The sequence below is a fragment of the Micromonospora palomenae genome (assembly GCF_007829925.1).
GTDB classification, from domain to species: Bacteria; Actinomycetota; Actinomycetes; order Mycobacteriales; family Micromonosporaceae; genus Micromonospora; species Micromonospora purpureochromogenes.
Window position 1 is genome coordinate 283419 of the sequence record NZ_VIXA01000001.1, and the last position, 15591, is coordinate 299009.

A 15591-nucleotide genomic window follows, 5' to 3' on the forward strand; every position below is an offset into this window, starting at 1 on the left:
CGACCGGGGCTCGCCTGCCTGGGATTCGGTTATCCGGGTCGGGTAGCACAGCTGGCCGGGCGAGCCTGGCCTGCTCCTTGAGTGATCCCTTCAGGCCGGGTACGGGACCGAGTTGCGTGCCGCACGGAGAGCGGCGGTCCACCAGGCGAGCTGGTCCAGCAGGGTTTTGGCATATCCGGGCGCCTGGGGGTCCAGCGGCCGACCGTCTTCCCACGCTGTGCGGTAGTTCGGGAAGGCCAGACCATCGCGAATTGTCACGGCGTGCAGTTCGGTGAGCACGTTCTCCAGGTGGAGGACAGCGTGGCGGCCGCCAGCTGCACCCCCGTAGCTGACGAAAGCGACCGGCTTGGCCGTCCACTGGGTGAAATGCCAGTCGATGGCGGCCTTCAGGGACGCGGGGTAGCTGTGGTTGTACTCCGGCGTGACCATGATGAATGCGTCCGCGTCCTTGAGGTGGGACGTCAAGGACGCCATTCCCTCGGGGCGCGGGTACGAGTCGCCGGCGAACTTCGGTGAGGCTGCCGGCAACGACAGCGGGATCTCGGCGTCGGCGAGATCGACGACCTCGATGTCGAACCCGCCGTGCTCGCGCGCTTGGTCGGCGACCCAGGAGGCGACGACAGGCCCGAACCGGCCCTCTCGAACGCTCCCGATGATGATGACCAACTTGTGCTTCTCGCTCATGGGCTCCACGGTCCATCGTCCGGACGCTGGCAACCAGACCGGGCGCAGGCTGGCCCTCGTGGGGCCACCCTGCGGGGTTCGATGCGCTGGGGAGACCGCGCTAGGCTCCCGAACATGAGCACGCCGCTGGGCGACTTCATCCGCGCCAAGCGCGACTCCATCCAGCCGGAATCGTTCGGACTGCCTGGTCGTGGCCGCCGTCGGTCCCCTGGGCTACGACGCTCAGACCTCGCCACGCGTGCCAGGATCAGCGTCGAGTACCTCACCCGCATCGAGCAAGGACGAGACCGCAACCCGTCCCCTGCGGTGATCCATGCTCTTGCGGACGCACTGAGCCTCGATGCCGCCGAACGCAATCACCTGCGCCACCTCGCCAAGATCACCGGCGGAGGGTGCGCAGGGCGCGGGCGGCCGGTGCCGCCCAACCGCCAGGTCCGGCCCACCGTGTTGCAGACCCTCCGACTCCTTGAGCCCGGCATCGCGTTCGTCACCAACCGTCTGGGAGACGTGCTCGCGTACACGCGTGAGTTCGAGCTGCTGATGCGTGGGATCGGGCTGCTCGAGAGCGGGACGCCGAACCTGACGCGCTACGTGTTCACCAATCCGCACGCCCGGATTTTCTTCCCGGACTGGGACCAGGTGGCCGACGAACGAGCGTTCGAACTGTGGCTCGGGCCGTCTGCGGAGACCTCCGAATGGTTCAGGGCCGAGCTCGCCCCCCTGGCCGGAAAAGAGTTCACCCGACGACTCAACCGCCACCTGCCCCCACCGCACGTCCCGCTTCGGGTCAATCACCCCATTGCGCACGAACTTCGGTGGCAGCGAGAGAAGCTCGAGTTGCCGAAAAACGACGCACAGGAGCTGGTCGTTCTCCTGCCGGCCGATGACGCGACGGCGCGGGCCATGGAGCGGCTGCGTCACCAATCCGACCGTATCCTTCGCGCGGTTGTCTAGCTCATGGCATTGGCCCTTTCGCCCATTACCCGCTACGGCTGACCCTTGCCGCGAAGGGTGAGCGCATCCGGGCGGCATGTCCGGTCTGTTGAGCGAGCTGCCGAAACGTCGTGACCTCAAGATCGATCGCGGTGTGGTGCGACTCGACCCGCTCGAACCTGCCCGCGAAACAAGGCGAGTACCTTTTCTGCGGCCCTGTGCCATCTGGCAGCGTTTACGCTGTTACCGAGAAGGGCGGATCATGATCGTTACATGGCGCCGGGCACTGACTCCTGCCTTGTCCGGGGTCGGCCGATGAGCGCAATCGCATTCCTCAACATCGCCATGCACGGGCACATCAACCCGACGCTGCCGGTCGTGGCCGAGCTTGTTCGTCGTGGCCACTCCGTCACCTACCACACGACGCCCGCCTTCGCCGAGGAGATCGCGGCCACCGGCGCGCGAGTGCTCCGCTACCCCGGGGAGGACCAACCCCTCGCCAGCACGCCGGTCACGCTGATGGAGCAGCTTGCACGCACCGCCGTACGCGTGCTGCCCGCCGTCCTCACCGATCTGCGCGGCGCCCGGCCCGATCTGGTCGTGCACGACTCCCTCTGCCCGTGGGGGCCGGTGGCCGCCCGGGAACTCGACGTGCCGGCAGCGTCGTCGTTCACCACGTTCGCGTTCAACCGGCACCTGCATAGTCCCACCCGCGGCTCCTGGGAGTTGCTCGCCGCGGCGGCGGCCCGGCCCCGCCACGCCGGGGGGTACCTGAGGTCGCGCTGGGAGCTGCGCCGCCGGTACGACACGGGTGCGGTGCCCCTGATCGACCTGGCGAACATCCGTCAGCCGCTCAACCTGGTCTACACCTCGCGGACGGTCCACCCCGAGGGTGACAGTTTCGACCAGTCCTACCGGTTCGTCGGACCGAGCATCGGTGCCCGCCCAGCCGACTCGTCGTTCCCGGTCGATCGACTGCGGGACCCGGTGCTGTACGCCTCCCTGGGCACGCTGTTCAAGGCCGACCCGCGGCTGCTGCGCGGCCTTGCCGACGCGCTCGCTCCGCTGGGTGGCACCGTGATCATCTCCACAGGATCAACCGATCCCGCCGCGCTCGGTCCGCTGCCGGCCAACGTGATCGCCCACCGCTCCGTACCGCAGCTAAAGGTGCTGGCCCGCGCAGCGCTGTTCCTCACCCACGGCGGGGTGAACAGCGTCAACGAGGCCCTGTACGCCGGCGTCCCGATGCTGGTGGTTCCGCAGGGCGCTGACCAGCCGTTGGTGGCTGCCCGCATCGTCGAGCTCGGTGCCGGCCTCTCGATCCGCACCGAGGACGTCAACGTGGAGGCCGTGCGCGTCCTCGCCCAGCGCCTGCTCGACGAGCCCCGATTCCGGGCCGCCGCGAGCACCCTGCAGGTCGCCCAGCGTGAGGCTGGCGGCTATTCGCGCGCCGCCGACGAACTCGAGCGCTATGTGCAGCAGACCGGCCCCGTCACTCAGCCGGGCTCTGCCGATCTGCCACCGCAGGGCTGAGCGATGTCCCCCCTCGTCGCCATCCTGCTGCTGTTCGCCGGGCTGTCCGAGGCCGCCGGGCGGCTCCTGCCCGTGGTGGCACGCCTGTCTGGCGTGTCGCGCATCAGGGTGATCGGGTTGATGCTGGCCGGCGCCGTGGTCGACGGCGCGGTATTCGCGCTCTGGCCACTGTCCGCGTGGACCGTCGCCGAGCTGCTGCTGTCCACCGCACCGTCCGAGGAGGCCGCGCTGGTCTGGACGCCAGCCCTGGCCGCCCCGCTGCTGCTTGCCGCAGTCCTCGCGTTCCCGCTGCTCGGGCCGCTGCTGCACGTGGTCCTCATGGTGGGAGTGGGGAGCGGCCTCGCCACTGCGCTCGCCACAGCGGCCGGGCTCGGCTGGTGGGACGCCGCCGGTTGCGTAGCCCTCGCGGGATTCGGGCTTGGCGTCGCGGTCGAGGGCGTCCGCCGCCTGGTCGTGCGGCTCAACAGGCCAAGAGCACCGGAGCCGCTCACATGATCGAGTTTGCGCTCCTGCTGCTGCTGGGCGCGATCGGACCGGTCCTTATCGCCGAAGCTCTGCTCGCCCGCTACGAGGTGCTGGTCTATGCCGCAGGCTGGCGGGATCCCACCATCGCACGCCCCAAGGGCATGCCCCCCGCCCGGGGCGCGGAGCCGGACCGCCCCCCGGACGCATACCTGGTCTATCTGGACGGTATCGGGAAACGCCGCTTCCACGACACCCGCGACGGCGGCCGACTGGTCAAGTCCCTGATCGACGGGGCACCGGAGCTCAGGGTGCTGGGCCAGGTGCAGCCCTACTCCCCGCTGGCCCTTCCGCTGGCCGACCGGCCGGTGTGGGTATGGCTGCGTCGCCACATCGGGCTGCTGCTGTTCCTGCACAACGTGATGCAGATCTTCGTCGCCGCCGACCGCCGGTACCGTCCCCTGTACAACCGTGCCGTCGGCTCGCAGATCGCCGCTCAGCTCCGGCTCGCCGGTTACCGGCGTGACAGCGGGATCCCCGTGGTGATGCTCAGTTACAGCGGCGGCGCCCAGGTCGCCACCGGCGCGGTGGACGAATTGTGGTCCCAGCTGCGCTCCCCGCTCTGGCTGATCACTCTGGGCGGGTTCCACAACGGGGCCAACGACATCAGTCACGCCCAGCACCTCGACCGGCTCACCAGTGCCGGCGACCGGATCGAGCGAGTCAGCACCTGGATGTTCCCGCAGCGGTGGCGGCTGTTCCGGTGGAGCGGTTGGAACCGGGCTGACCGGGAAGGGAAGATCACGGTGCACTGGCTCGACCCGGCCACCCACGTCGGTCCGCTCAGCTACATCAGCCCGGAGGCCCGGCTACCCGATGGCCGCAGTTACCTCGACCGCACCGCCGACACCGTGATCGCGCTGATCCGGGACCGCCTCAGCGCGCCTGCGAAAACCGACGACCCGTAGTCCGGTCGTCATCGGGCGGCTCTCCCTCGATCGGTCGATCAGCCGTTGTTCGTACGGTCGCGGTATTCCGCTCGCAGATCGTCATTGGCCGTGTGTGGCGCGCACTCACGGGTAAAGCGCAGCATGCGTCAACAGGTGCCACGGCGCCGAGACCTGAAGCGGAGTCCCGGCTCGCGCTGGGAACGGCTCGTGCGGGCGGGTGGACGGGGTGCCGCCGAGGACCGGCTCGTCCAACGACTCAAGGTGCGAGAGCGGGCGGTCCGGGTGTACGGCGGAGGCATCGTGGCCCTACAGGCGGGCATCGCTGCGGTAACCGCCTGGCTGCTGTCGCACGAACTGACCGGCAATCCCAGTCCCGTGTTTGCTCCGCTTGCTGCGGTCGGCACTTTGGCCGTGTCTGTAGGGCAGCGGGTACCGCGGATCGTCGAGCTGGTCGTGGGTGTGGCGCTGGGGGTGCTTGTGGGTGATGCGCTGCTGTCTTTCATCGGCATCGGGCCCTGGCAGCTCGGCCTGGTTGTCGTCATGTCGATCCTCGCAGCCTTTGCACTCAGCAGTCGGGCGGCGGTGGTGATCCAGACGGCGAGCACCGCAGTGCTGATCACCACCTTGAGCCCGCAGGCCCCGAACGTGGAGTTTTCCCGGTTCGTTGACGCGCTGCTCGGCGGTGGTGTCGCACTGGCCACGGCGATCCTCTTGCCGGTCAACCCGTTGAGAGTCGTCAGGCGTGCTGCCGGACCGGCGCTGCGAACGCTGGTCGAACAACTGACGGAGACGGCAGCGGCGTTGTGCGAGCGCGATATCGAGCGGGCGATCCGTGCCCGGGACCGACTGCGTGGTAACCAGGAGGAACTTCGGGTATTGCGGGAGGCGGTGGCGGGCGCGCGGGAGGTGACCCGGCTGTCTCCGTTGTCATGGCGGCACCGACACGGCGTGCTCAGTCACTACGCCCGCACCGCCGAGCCGTTGGAGCGGGCGATGAGCAACAGCGGGACAATGATCCGTCGAGCTGTCACTGCCATTGAGGACAAGGAGCCAGTCCCGCCAGCGATGATCAACGCGGTTCTCGCTCTTGCCGGGACGGTGCGGACACTTCGGGACGAGTTTGCGGCTCGACGTGAGCCGCACGATGCGCGGGCGAAAGCCCTGCAAGCCGTCCAACACGCCGGCGCAGCTTACGGGGATGACATTGGTTTCTCCGGGACCGTCGTCCTCGCCCAGATACGCACCACGGCCAGCGACCTGCTCGTCGCGTCCGGCCTCTCTCAGGCGGAAGCCAACAGGCAGGTCCGGTGCGCCTTCGGCAGGCTGCCGGATCCGTCGCAACAAGCTCGGCGAAGCGGGCCTACCGGCAAGGGCGCCGATCATCCGCGCCTGACGCCGGGTGCGTCGGCCGGGCGGCTTTGATCCGGCAGGCCGCCACCGGCCTGGAGCAGCCCGCCCCGGCGTGGAAGCAGACCTCAGCGCCTGGGTGTCAGGGACCGGGCCTGATCGGGAGGCGGGGCGTTGAATTCATTGTCCGGCCGGTGGGTGGTCGGCCGGATGAGGTTCTGGATCCATCGGCTTGCGGAGGCGCTCGACCAGATCGCGCGCCGCCTCGATGTACGGCTCGTCGGTCTCGCGGGGCCCGTGTCCCTTGATCGGTGGTGGGACGCTGTCGCTGCGTGGGACGACCACGTCGCTGGGGTCTCGGAATCGGCGGTCCACCGCTGCAGCCGGGCCGGTGACGGTGAGCGGCTCGTCCGGCCGGTGGGCGGAAAAGATCCATCCGCCGATGGCGTCGGTGTCGCGCCACAGGTTCAACCATCGCCAGCCGACTCGACCACCCACCTCGTGCAGCATGTCGTCGTCGATGTAGGCGGGGTAGAGCCGGGCGTACAGCCGGCGCAGTGGTGAGGCAGAGGTGAGTAGGGCGACCCGGCGGCTGACGTGGGGCGGCAGTTGAAGGACGGTGGCGGTGACCAGTACGGAGCCGTGGCTGTGCCCGGCGAGCAGGACGGCGTTGCCGCTCTCGACCAGGTAGGTGATGCGTCGTACCAGCTCCGGCACGGCCCGTTCGGCGTAGCAGGGCGGCGCGAAGGGGTGGGCGGCGCGCGGCCAGAAGGTGGTCAGGTCCCAGAGAACTCCGACGTGGCGGCGGAACCCGGCGGTCCGGTAGGCGAAGATTCCGCCGATGACCAGACTGAGCATGGTCGCCGCGATCAGGTAACTGCCCATCCCGATGCCGAAGTTGACCAAGCCGGCCGGCACTCCTGCATACCGCTCGATTGCGTCGCCCGGATACAGCCCGAGTAGGTCCAGTGCGGTGGTTGCCGCGCTGAGTCCGGCGAGGCCGGCGTAGACCACGGCCAGCGGTATCAGCCATTCGGTGAACCGGGCCCGGACGATCGCCTGCTGCACCTGCCGCAGCCGGGGCGCCGCCTCCGCCGGCGGGTCCGGGAAGTCGCGTGCGACGATCGCGGCCGCCGCGCGGGAGCGGCCGCGTCGGGAGATCAGGATCACCAGGCCGGTGAGGACCAGCGTGATCAGCGCCGCCCGGAAAAAGCCGTAGATCGCCCAGGTGTACGCCGCTGGTGGGCGGGGGACCAGGTCTGGTGGGGTTGATGCGGTGCGGTCCAGGTAGTCGGCCACCCGGTGGACGAGTTCGGCGGAGAACGCCACCGCGATACCCGCGGCCGCGGTCCCGGTCGCCAGCGCGCCCAGCCCGAGTAGCGGCGGGTGATTCGGCTGTCGGTCCCGGCGCCACAGCAGCGCGGCGGCCAGGGCGGCCAGCAGCCCGGCATGAGCGACGAACAGCCAGGTGAGGGTCGAGCCGTAGCCGGGCAGGCCACCCCCCTCCTGCCACCGCGCGGGGCTGGCCAGGACGTGAGCGCAGACTGCGATGGTGAGACCGACGGCGATCGTCCGCAGCAGGCGGGCGGCGCCGTCGAGCCGCCGGTTCGCGGGGGCCCGGTCGATCAGCGGGGGAGTGCAGAGCAGGGCCACACAGGTGGCCAGGACGGCTCCCGTTGCCACCGCCAACACGGCGGTGATGGCTGAGGCGCCCTGCGCGGCCCGAGCGGCGAGCAGGCTGCCGCCCAGCGTCGCGAACGCGGCAGCGACGTGGATCGAGCGAAGCCGTCCCACCAGTGGCTCGGCGTCCCACTGGCCCACCGTGCTGAGCGGGTGCCTGGACACCAGGCTTTCCGGCGGGCGGAACGCCGTGAACGACCGCCCCGGGCGCGTGCTGGCCCACCAGATCAGGCCGATGGCGGCGGCCGGGACCAGCGCGAGCACCGCCAGCCGCAACCCGGTGGGACGTTCACCCAGCCAGGACAGCCAGCTACGACCAGACAGACAGGTCGAGGAGGACATGCACTGCCAGGCGACGAGGTCCAGCGCGACGCCGACGGCGGCAAGCACGTAGAGCGCGGTCAGGGTGAGGCCCAGCACCCGACACAGAGATCTGACCACCGCGTCGGAAGCCGGGTTTCCCGGGCGCATCCAGATCGCCACGTTGAGCAGCAGGAACGGCAGCAGGAACAGCAGCGAGAGGGTCCGAACCGCGGTGTCGTAGGGCAGGTCACTCCACCGGTACGCCTCGAGGGTCGCCCCGCTCGGGCCGCTGACCTCCGAGCAGCCGGGTCGTGGCCGGTAGAAGCCCGCGCTGCGATCCCCCGCGACCTGCCGCACGTTCGGTCGGTCCAACACCTGGGCGGCACCTGCGGCGGCGATCCCGTGGACCCGCAACTCCACCACGTCGTTCGGCGTCGCCGGCCCGCTCACTCCCGCTGGTTCATCTGCCATCGACCCTCCGAGACATCTCGGCAGCCCCACCGCAGGTGGCGGGCTGAGGATGGTCCCGCCGGCCGAGTGGAAGGCGGATCTACCCCACCCGGCGGGCTCTAACCCCGGGACAAGGCCGGCATCTCCGGGGGTACGCGCGTGGGCCGTGCTCGCACAAGGAGTGGACGTGTGTCCGGAACCCGTACGTGAATCCGGCGGAGTCCGGGCGGATGACGACTACAGGTACCAGAGCAGCCTAAAATCCCGATATAGGGTGTTTTTCGGGAGGTATGTACGGGAAGGGCGGTAGGAGTTCTTGCTAGCCGGCACAGATAGGCAACAGAGTGAGGTTGATCTGCAGGCGGCCCTGTCAGGCCCACCAGCCACCCGACGTTCACGTCGGCGAATCGGCGCGGTGCTGGTGCTGGCACTGGCGGTGTTCCTCCCCCTGGTTGCGCATGTACTCGAGCTCCGGTCGCATCGGGAAGCCGCTCCGCCCGTGATCCACACGTTCCATGTCAGCCCGACCGGGGACGACGCCCTCGACGGCTCTTCGCCCGCCAGAGCATGGCGATCGCTGGACAAGGCGGCCGCCTTCGCCTTCAAGCCGGGAAACAAACTCCTGCTCGAAGGGGGTGCGCACTTTCGTGGGAGCCTGACCTTCGGGCCTGGCGAGGCGGGTGACGCGGCAAACCCGGTCGTCGTCGGCACGTACGGCGCCGGCCGTGCCACGATCGACGCCGTCGGCGGCGCGGGCATCAGGGTGCACAACACGGCCGGCATCGAGATCCGGGACCTGGTGGTCGTCGGCGGCGGGGCGGACAACAGGACCACCGGCGGGATCGAGTTCTACTCCGACGTGACCGACGGCCGGACACTCGACCACGTGCACATCACCGGGGTCGAGGTGAGCGGATTCAAGAACGGAATCCAGATCGCCGCCGGCCCGAATTCCACCGGCTTCCGTGGCGTACGGATCCGTGCTGCCAATCTGCACGGCAACACGGAGAATGGACTGACCAGCTTCGGGCCTCGCTTCAATGCCGCGGCGCCGCGCTACGCGCACGAAGACGTTGTCGTGTCGGAGGTCGAGGCGCACCACAACCCGGGCGACCCGACCAATCATTTCAGTAACACGGGCAGCGGAATCGCGCTCGGAAGTGTGCGAGGCGGGCGCATCGAGCGGTCCAGTGCGCACGACAACGGGTCGTCGGCCGCGGCGCCCGAAGGGCCGGTCGGCATCTGGACCTGGGATTCGACCGCCGTGGTCATGGAGCGCAACGTCTCATTCCGCAACCACACGGCCGGCCAGAAGGACGGCGGTGGCTTCGACATGGACCAGAACGTGTCCCTGTCGGTCCTGCAGTACAACCTGTCCTACGACAACGACGGCGCCGGGTACCTGCTCTACAGCGGCCAGTCCAACACCGCGCACACCGACAACGTCGTCCGTTTCAACATCAGCATCAACGACGCCCGCAAGCTGCCGGAGTACGCGGGTATCCACCTGGCCGGGTCGGTCAACAACGCCGAGGTCTACCACAACACCGTGGTGATGGAGGCGAAGAGCTGGGCCCCCGCGGCCATCCGCTTGCAGAAGTTCTTTGGTGGCTTGTCCAACGTCGTCCTGCGCAACAACCTGATCGTCTCGGGTGGGACCAACCTCGTGCTCGCCGACGAGTTCTCGACGGCCGACGTCCTGTTGCAGGGCAACAACTTCTTCGCCGAATCGGGAAGCTGGGCCGTTTCGTGGGCCGGCGCGTCCTATGCCAACCTGGAAGATTGGCGCGCGGCGACTGGGCAGGAACGCCTCGGGGCAAGGGTCGGCGGATCGAGCGCAGACCCGCGTTTCGGGAGGGCCGATCGCTCCGGCTCGCCGGCCCAACGGGCGAAAGCGCTCACGCCGCGCCGCGATTCGCCGCTGGCCGGCCGCGCCCTCAACCTCCGGTCGCTCTTCGACGTCGATCCGGGACCGGTGGACTTCCTCGGCCGGCCGCTCGTCGGGGCCGGCACCGTCGGGGCCATCCAGCCCGCCGCCTGAGCGACGTCTCGCCACTGCGTGGGACACCGTTGTCGACGGCGCCTGCGGTCGGCCCATGGTGGCGGTCGGGACACGACGTCGGTCAGGCTTGGCCCCTTGTGATGGTCGCGGGTTGAGGCCGCCGGGAGCACGTGGCAGGCTCCTGCCCCATGATCGACGACTTCGCGAAGACGCATCTGCACAGCGACCTGCGTGAGGTTCGCGAGGCGATCCTCTGGAAGCTCGACGGGCTCGGCGAGTACGACATCCGCCGCCCCCTGACCGCGACCGGCACCAATCTTCTCGGCCTGGTCAAGCACCTGTCGGTCTGGGAGGCCAGGTACTTCGGCGAGGTCTTCGGGCGGCCGTTCCCCGAACCCCTGGGTCGCTGGGACGACGCCGAGGCGCGCGGCAGCGACATGTGGGCGACCGAGCACGAGACGCGTGAGGAGATCATCGACCGCTACCGTCGCGTGTGGGAGCACTCAGACGCGACGATCATCGCCCTGGACATCGATTCGCCCGGCTACGTGCCCTGGTGGCCGCGCCCACAGGTCACGCTCTTCGCCATCCTGGTCCATGTGCTCACCGAGACGAACCGGCACGCCGGACACGCCGACATCCTGCGCGAACAGCTCGACGGGTTGACCGGGACAGCAGCCCGATACGCCAACCTGAAGCCCGACGCGGCCTTCTGGGAAGCCAGGCGCGCGCAGATCGAGCGGGCCGCCAAGGCAGCCGGTCCTACCATTGCCTGAGGCGCGGGTCGTGAGCGGTGATCGTCGCCGTCGAGCGTCAACGATGGTCGGGTGCAGGTGATCTGGGCATCGCGTCCGCATCGAGCGATCGCGCCGTCGGGATGGCGACCGCCCTCGTCAGGTCGTCGTCGAATCCGGCGGGATTCAGCAGCTGGAAGCGCCACGCGTCCCGGCACATCGCGGCGAGGTTCCGGGTCGTGCGCCAGCCCCACTTCCGGGCCGCCGCGCCAGGGTCGGCAACCAGTCTGGCCACGTCACCCTGCCGCCGTTCGACGATCTCGTACGGCAGGGACTTTCCACAGGTCGCGCTGACCGCCCGGACGAGCTCCAGGACTGAGGTCCCCACGCCGGTGCCGAGATTGAGGGTTTCCAGTCCCGTCACCTCGTCGAGACGCTCCAGTGCGATGCGGTGCGCCTGGGCGACGTCCATGACGTGGATGTAGTCGCGCACCGCCGTACCGTCCGCGGTGGCGTAGTCGCGGCCGAAGATGCTCAGCCGTTCGAGCCGGCCGATGGCGACCTGCATCAGATAGGGCATCACGTTCTGCGGGATGCCGCGGGGGTCCTCGCCCAGCAATCCGCCGGGATGTGCGCCGACCGGGTTGAAGTATCGCAGCGCATAGGCCGCCAGCTCCGGGTGCTGCCGGCAGGCGTCGCCGATGATCTGTTCGCACATCCATTTCGATCTGGCGTACGGGTTCGTCGGCCGTGCCGGGGCCTGCTCGTCGATCGGGATCCGGGCCGCCTCCCCGTAGATGGAACACGATGAGGAGAAGACCAGGCGGTGCACGCCGTTTTCCCGCATGGTTCGCAGCAGGCTCGTCGTGCCACCGACGTTCGTGTCGTAGTAGTCGACGGGGATCCACACCGACTCGCCGACCGCCTTCCTCCCGGCGAAGTGGATGACCGCATCGATGGGATTCTCCGCAAAGATCGCCGAGAGCGCCCGACGATCACGTACGTCGGCCTCGTAGACGCCGAGCAGGGGGCGGCCCGCGACCTTCTCGACCCGGCTCGGCGCCGCCGGTGAGCTGTTGGAGTAGTTGTCGACGACGCACACCTCGTAGCCATGCTCGAGCAACTCGACGCAGGTGTGGCTCCCGATGAAGCCGGCGCCGCCGGTCACCAGGACAGTCTTCAGACCAGACATGGGAATTTCCTTCCTGTGCGTCCGCGCAGCGGGGCGTTATCGGATATGGAGCGGCACGTCGGCGTAGGAGTAGCCGGCGATGGCCGCCGCGAGCGGGAGGAGCGCCAGCACGCCGACGAGCAGGGGGCCGGCGGCGGTCGGGACGGCTGACCGCACGCGCAGCCCGGCGGCCCGGGCCGCCTCCACCACGTGCAGAACGGGTACGGCGAGGCCGGCCGCCGCGTAGCAGAGGGCGCCGAGAATGCAGAGGAAGACGTACCCCGGAGTGTGTGCCGACCGCTCGCCGAGCAGGGCGGCCGCGGACAGCACCACGGTGATCGCCGCATAGGGCAGGACGAGCCGGGTGGGGAGTGGCTCCAGCCCGGTGCGCGCCTTGGGGGTGACCTTGAACGAGACCTGCCTCGGCCGCGCGTTCAGCCGCGTGGCGGCCAGGACGCCCCACACGACGTACGGCCAGCGGGTCAGGGCGAACAGGACACCTTCCCAGCTCAGGACGGGCACGGATCGGGGGCGTAACAGCCCGCGCCGGCGGAGCAGCAGGGTCAGTAGGGGCAGCCACAGCGACACCGCAGCCAGGCGGGCCAGGAATTCCAGATAGTCGACGTTGACCCACGGCAGCCCGGTGACCGCGGCGAACGGGGGCAGGGCGAGACCGATGACGGTCGCGATCGCCAGTAGCGGGTAGTAGGACAGCTGGAACGCGAAGCGCAGCCGCATCGCGGCGCCCATCCGCCGCAGGTGATCCGGCGCGAGGTCGTAGCGCAGCATGGTGAGGCTGCGCGACCACTGGAACTCCTGGATCAGCATGTCGGCGACGGTGAGCGGGCCGTCGCCGTGCGCCTCGGCGTCGATGGCGAAGGCACCCTGCCAGCCGGCGGAGGTGAGCAGGAACGTCGTGGAGAAGTCCTCGGCCAGCTCGGGGCCGAGACCGCCGATGTCGCGCAGCGCCTGCGTCCGTACGGCGTAGTGCGAGCCGATGCACAGGGGAGCCAGGCCGCGGTTGTGGCCCAGCTGAACCGGGCCGTGATAGGTCGCCTCGCGGTGCAGCCGTCCCCGCGCCGACCACGAGTTCGCGCTGTTGGCGTCACAGACGCTCGGTGCGGCGACGTAGCCGATGGCGGGATCGGCGAACGGTCGCGTGATCGCGGCGAGATAGGTCGGTTGGGGCACGTGGTCGCAGTCGAGCTGGGCGACCACGTCGTAGTCCCGGTAACCCCAGTGGTCGTAGAAGTAGGCGAGGTTGCCTTCCTTGCAGCGGGTACGGCGGGGCCAGGTGGCCCGGTGGTAGGCGGCGACGCCACGTCGACTGGACACCCCGACCCCGTTCGCGGCGCACCATCGCAGGGCCTGCTCGGACGGGTCCTCGTCGCAGAGCCAGACGTCGTACGGGTAGGGAAACTGCTGGGCCAGCATCGCGGTGAGGGTGCGGTGGGCGAGCGACCAGGGTTCGGACGGTGCGCGGGTCACCACGAAGGCCACCCGCAGCCGCGGCACCCCGAGCGCGGGATTGACCTGGCGCAATCGCGAGACGGCGAGGAGGTAGTAGGCGGGCAGCGCGGTCAGGTACAGCAGCAGCAGACTGTTCAGGGCCAGTCCCGCCCAGCCGACGCGGTGCGCGGGTTGCCACCACCACAACCAGAAGGCCACGAAGGAGGTCGCCCAGCCGGCGGTCAGCCCGGCGACGGCCAACCGGTCGTGCCAACGCAGGGCCGATACGAAGGTGGCTGCCCGGGTGGCGCGCAGGTACCGGAAGGGCGCGAAGGTCGGTCCACCGGGCCCGGCGCGGAGCACGTTGCCGCCCGAGAGATTCCGGATCTCGGTTTCGAGTGTCTCGGGTGCTGGCCGAGCCGGAGCGCTCATGCCGCGGTCCGTGCCCGCTGCCCGGCCCAGATCTCCGGCGGTCTACCCGATCGCCGGACGTCCTCGCCGAGACGGTAGCGCCGACCGGAGTGTTCCGTACCGGATGCGTCCGCCCGGCGACGCCCGCCGGCTCGCCGATTCCCCGAAGTCTGCACGTGCACTTGCGGTCCCCGTATCAATATCGATGATTGCCGATGCAATGGCGCTCAGTGGTCCCGGTTCTGTCCGGCAGGGGGATCGTCGGTCAGCGCGAAACCGACTAAAGCGATGCTAGTGGCAGCAATGCGGCGCAATGCGGCGAAACCTGAGGATTGCCATATAAGGGGCATCGCCAGGAGGTCCCATGCCGCACGCGACGAGGAGCACGCCCGCCGACACTGGCGGCCCGTCTATACGGCGCAGGGCATGACGGACCCGAGGGTGAGCGCCGGCACCTGCTGAACCGCGAACGCGAGCGCCTTGCCGCGGGCCTCGGTCAGTAGAGGCCGCGTTCGCGGGCCGCGAGGCGGGCGAGACCCAGTAACGCGTCCAGGTGCGGGGTGGGCGCGCCCGTCAGTGCGCCGATCTCACGGACGGCGGTGACCAGGGCGTCCAGCTCGATGCTGCGACCAGCCTCGGCGTCCTGGAGCATGGAGGTCTTGAAGGCGCCGAGCCGTCTGGTGGCCTCCGTGCGCTCCGCGATGCTCTGCGAGATCGGGCAGCCGATCCGCACACCGATCTCGGCCGCCTCCGTCATGACCCGCTGTACGAACGTGTTGACCAATGCGTCGTCGAGGATGCGGTCGGCGGTGGCGCCGGTCAGCGCGGAGATCGGGTTCATGGTCATGTTGCCCCAGAGCTTGTACCAGACGTCCCGCTGGATCGACTCCGAAACCGTCACCGTGAACCCGCCGCGGCGCAGCAGGGTGGCCACCGCCGCCGCCCGCGGGGACGCCACGCCCGACGGCTCGCCGATGATCAGCTCGTCACCCGCGGTGTGCACGGCGTGCCCGGGCCGGAGGGTGCGGGCGGCGAGGTAGACCACGCAGCCGATCACCTGCTCAGGTGGCAGCGCCTTCGACACGACGCCGCCGGGATCGACCGCGTCCAGGCCGGTGCCGGCCAGTGGGCCGCCGAAGTCGTGGAAGAACCACCACGGGACCCCGTTCAGCGCCGGGACCAGCACGGTCTCCGGGGTGAGCAGCGGCACCAGCGCGGGCGCGAGCGCGGGCAGGTGGTGCGCCTTCACCGCGAGGATCACGACGTCCTGCGGGCCCAGTGCCGCGGCGTCGTCGGTGGCCCCGGCCACCGGGGCGGCCTGCGGCCCGCCGTCGCGCGAGCTCAACAACCAGCCGTGCGTACGCAGCGAGGCCAGCGTGTCGTTCCTGGCCAGGGCCGACACGGGGAGACCGGCCAGGGCCAGGCGCGCGCCGATCACCCCACCGACCGCGCCCGCCCCGACCACGCAGACATTTCGCACGG

General features: G+C 69.6%; 12 protein-coding genes. 7 read left to right on the top strand and 5 right to left on the bottom strand.

Translation table 11 applies throughout. The annotated features are described in order from the left end of the window. Positions 1–90: 90 nt before the first annotated feature. Complete coding sequence (locus FHX75_RS01245) at positions 91–684, bottom strand: NADPH-dependent FMN reductase (protein ID WP_154936244.1); 594 nt, start codon at positions 682–684, stop codon at positions 91–93. Positions 685–798: 114 nt separating this feature from the next. On the opposite strand from FHX75_RS01245, the gene FHX75_RS01250 reads away from it, so the two are divergent. The 5 genes from FHX75_RS01250 to FHX75_RS01270 all read left to right on the top strand — a co-directional run bounded on the left by FHX75_RS01250 (position 799) and on the right by FHX75_RS01270 (position 5984). Further along, entirely contained in the window at positions 799–1638 is an 840-nt protein-coding gene (locus tag FHX75_RS01250) for a helix-turn-helix transcriptional regulator (protein ID WP_154936245.1), read from the top strand. Positions 1639–1932: 294 nt separating this feature from the next. Further along, complete coding sequence (locus FHX75_RS01255; protein WP_154936246.1) at positions 1933–3150, top strand: macrolide family glycosyltransferase; 1218 nt, start codon at positions 1933–1935, stop codon at positions 3148–3150. Positions 3151–3153: 3 nt separating this feature from the next. Next, complete coding sequence (locus FHX75_RS01260; RefSeq protein WP_154936247.1) at positions 3154–3645, top strand: hypothetical protein; 492 nt, start codon at positions 3154–3156, stop codon at positions 3643–3645. Then, entirely contained in the window at positions 3642–4580 is a 939-nt protein-coding gene (locus FHX75_RS01265) for a hypothetical protein (protein WP_154936248.1), read from the top strand. The genes FHX75_RS01260 and FHX75_RS01265 overlap by 4 nt, the downstream gene beginning before the upstream one ends. Before the next feature lie 282 nt (positions 4581–4862). Further along, entirely contained in the window at positions 4863–5984 is a 1122-nt protein-coding gene (locus FHX75_RS01270; protein ID WP_246157509.1) for an FUSC family protein, read from the top strand. A gap of 105 nt (positions 5985–6089) precedes the next feature. Here the strand turns inward: FHX75_RS01270 and FHX75_RS01275 are convergent, their stop codons facing one another. After that, a complete protein-coding gene (locus tag FHX75_RS01275; RefSeq protein WP_154936250.1) occupies positions 6090–8363 on the bottom strand; it encodes a hypothetical protein in 2274 nt (757 codons plus the stop codon). 394 nt (positions 8364–8757) lie between these two features. On the opposite strand from FHX75_RS01275, the gene FHX75_RS01280 reads away from it, so the two are divergent. Both FHX75_RS01280 and FHX75_RS01285 read left to right on the top strand, forming a co-directional pair. Further along, positions 8758–10383, top strand: a complete 1626-nt coding sequence (locus FHX75_RS01280; protein WP_154936251.1) for a right-handed parallel beta-helix repeat-containing protein — start codon at positions 8758–8760, stop codon at positions 10381–10383. Between the two features lie 149 nt (positions 10384–10532). Then, positions 10533–11120: a DinB family protein gene (locus FHX75_RS01285; protein ID WP_154936252.1), complete on the top strand. Its 588-nt coding sequence runs from the start codon at positions 10533–10535 to the stop codon at positions 11118–11120. Between the two features lie 37 nt (positions 11121–11157). On the opposite strand, the gene galE is transcribed toward FHX75_RS01285, so the two are convergent. From galE to FHX75_RS01300, 3 genes are all read right to left on the bottom strand, one after another. Continuing rightward, entirely contained in the window at positions 11158–12270 is a 1113-nt protein-coding gene (gene galE, locus FHX75_RS01290; protein ID WP_154936253.1) for a UDP-glucose 4-epimerase GalE, read from the bottom strand. A 36-nt stretch (positions 12271–12306) separates the two neighbouring features. After that, on the bottom strand, positions 12307–14130 hold the full coding sequence (locus tag FHX75_RS01295) for a glycosyltransferase family 2 protein (protein WP_154936254.1): 1824 nt from the start codon (positions 14128–14130) through the stop codon (positions 12307–12309). 475 nt (positions 14131–14605) lie between these two features. Then, the gene (locus FHX75_RS01300; RefSeq protein WP_211364284.1) at positions 14606–15589 is read right to left on the bottom strand and encodes a 2-dehydropantoate 2-reductase; all 984 of its coding nucleotides are present in this window, start codon (positions 15587–15589) and stop codon (positions 14606–14608) included. Positions 15590–15591: the final 2 nt, after the last annotated feature.

Bases quoted from the DNA above. Each gene is read 5' to 3' on its own strand.
- FHX75_RS01245 (WP_154936244.1), bottom strand. From the start codon at position 684: ATGAGCGAGAAGCACAAGTTGGTCATCATCATCGGGAGCGTTCGAGAG.
- FHX75_RS01250 (WP_154936245.1), top strand. From the start codon at position 799: ATGAGCACGCCGCTGGGCGACTTCATCCGCGCCAAGCGCGACTCCATC.
- FHX75_RS01255 (WP_154936246.1), top strand. From the start codon at position 1,933: ATGAGCGCAATCGCATTCCTCAACATCGCCATGCACGGGCACATCAAC.
- FHX75_RS01260 (WP_154936247.1), top strand. From the start codon at position 3,154: ATGTCCCCCCTCGTCGCCATCCTGCTGCTGTTCGCCGGGCTGTCCGAG.
- FHX75_RS01265 (WP_154936248.1), top strand. From the start codon at position 3,642: ATGATCGAGTTTGCGCTCCTGCTGCTGCTGGGCGCGATCGGACCGGTC.
- FHX75_RS01275 (WP_154936250.1), bottom strand. From the start codon at position 8,363: ATGGCAGATGAACCAGCGGGAGTGAGCGGGCCGGCGACGCCGAACGAC.
- FHX75_RS01285 (WP_154936252.1), top strand. From the start codon at position 10,533: ATGATCGACGACTTCGCGAAGACGCATCTGCACAGCGACCTGCGTGAG.
- galE (WP_154936253.1), bottom strand. From the start codon at position 12,270: ATGTCTGGTCTGAAGACTGTCCTGGTGACCGGCGGCGCCGGCTTCATC.
- FHX75_RS01295 (WP_154936254.1), bottom strand. From the start codon at position 14,130: ATGAGCGCTCCGGCTCGGCCAGCACCCGAGACACTCGAAACCGAGATC.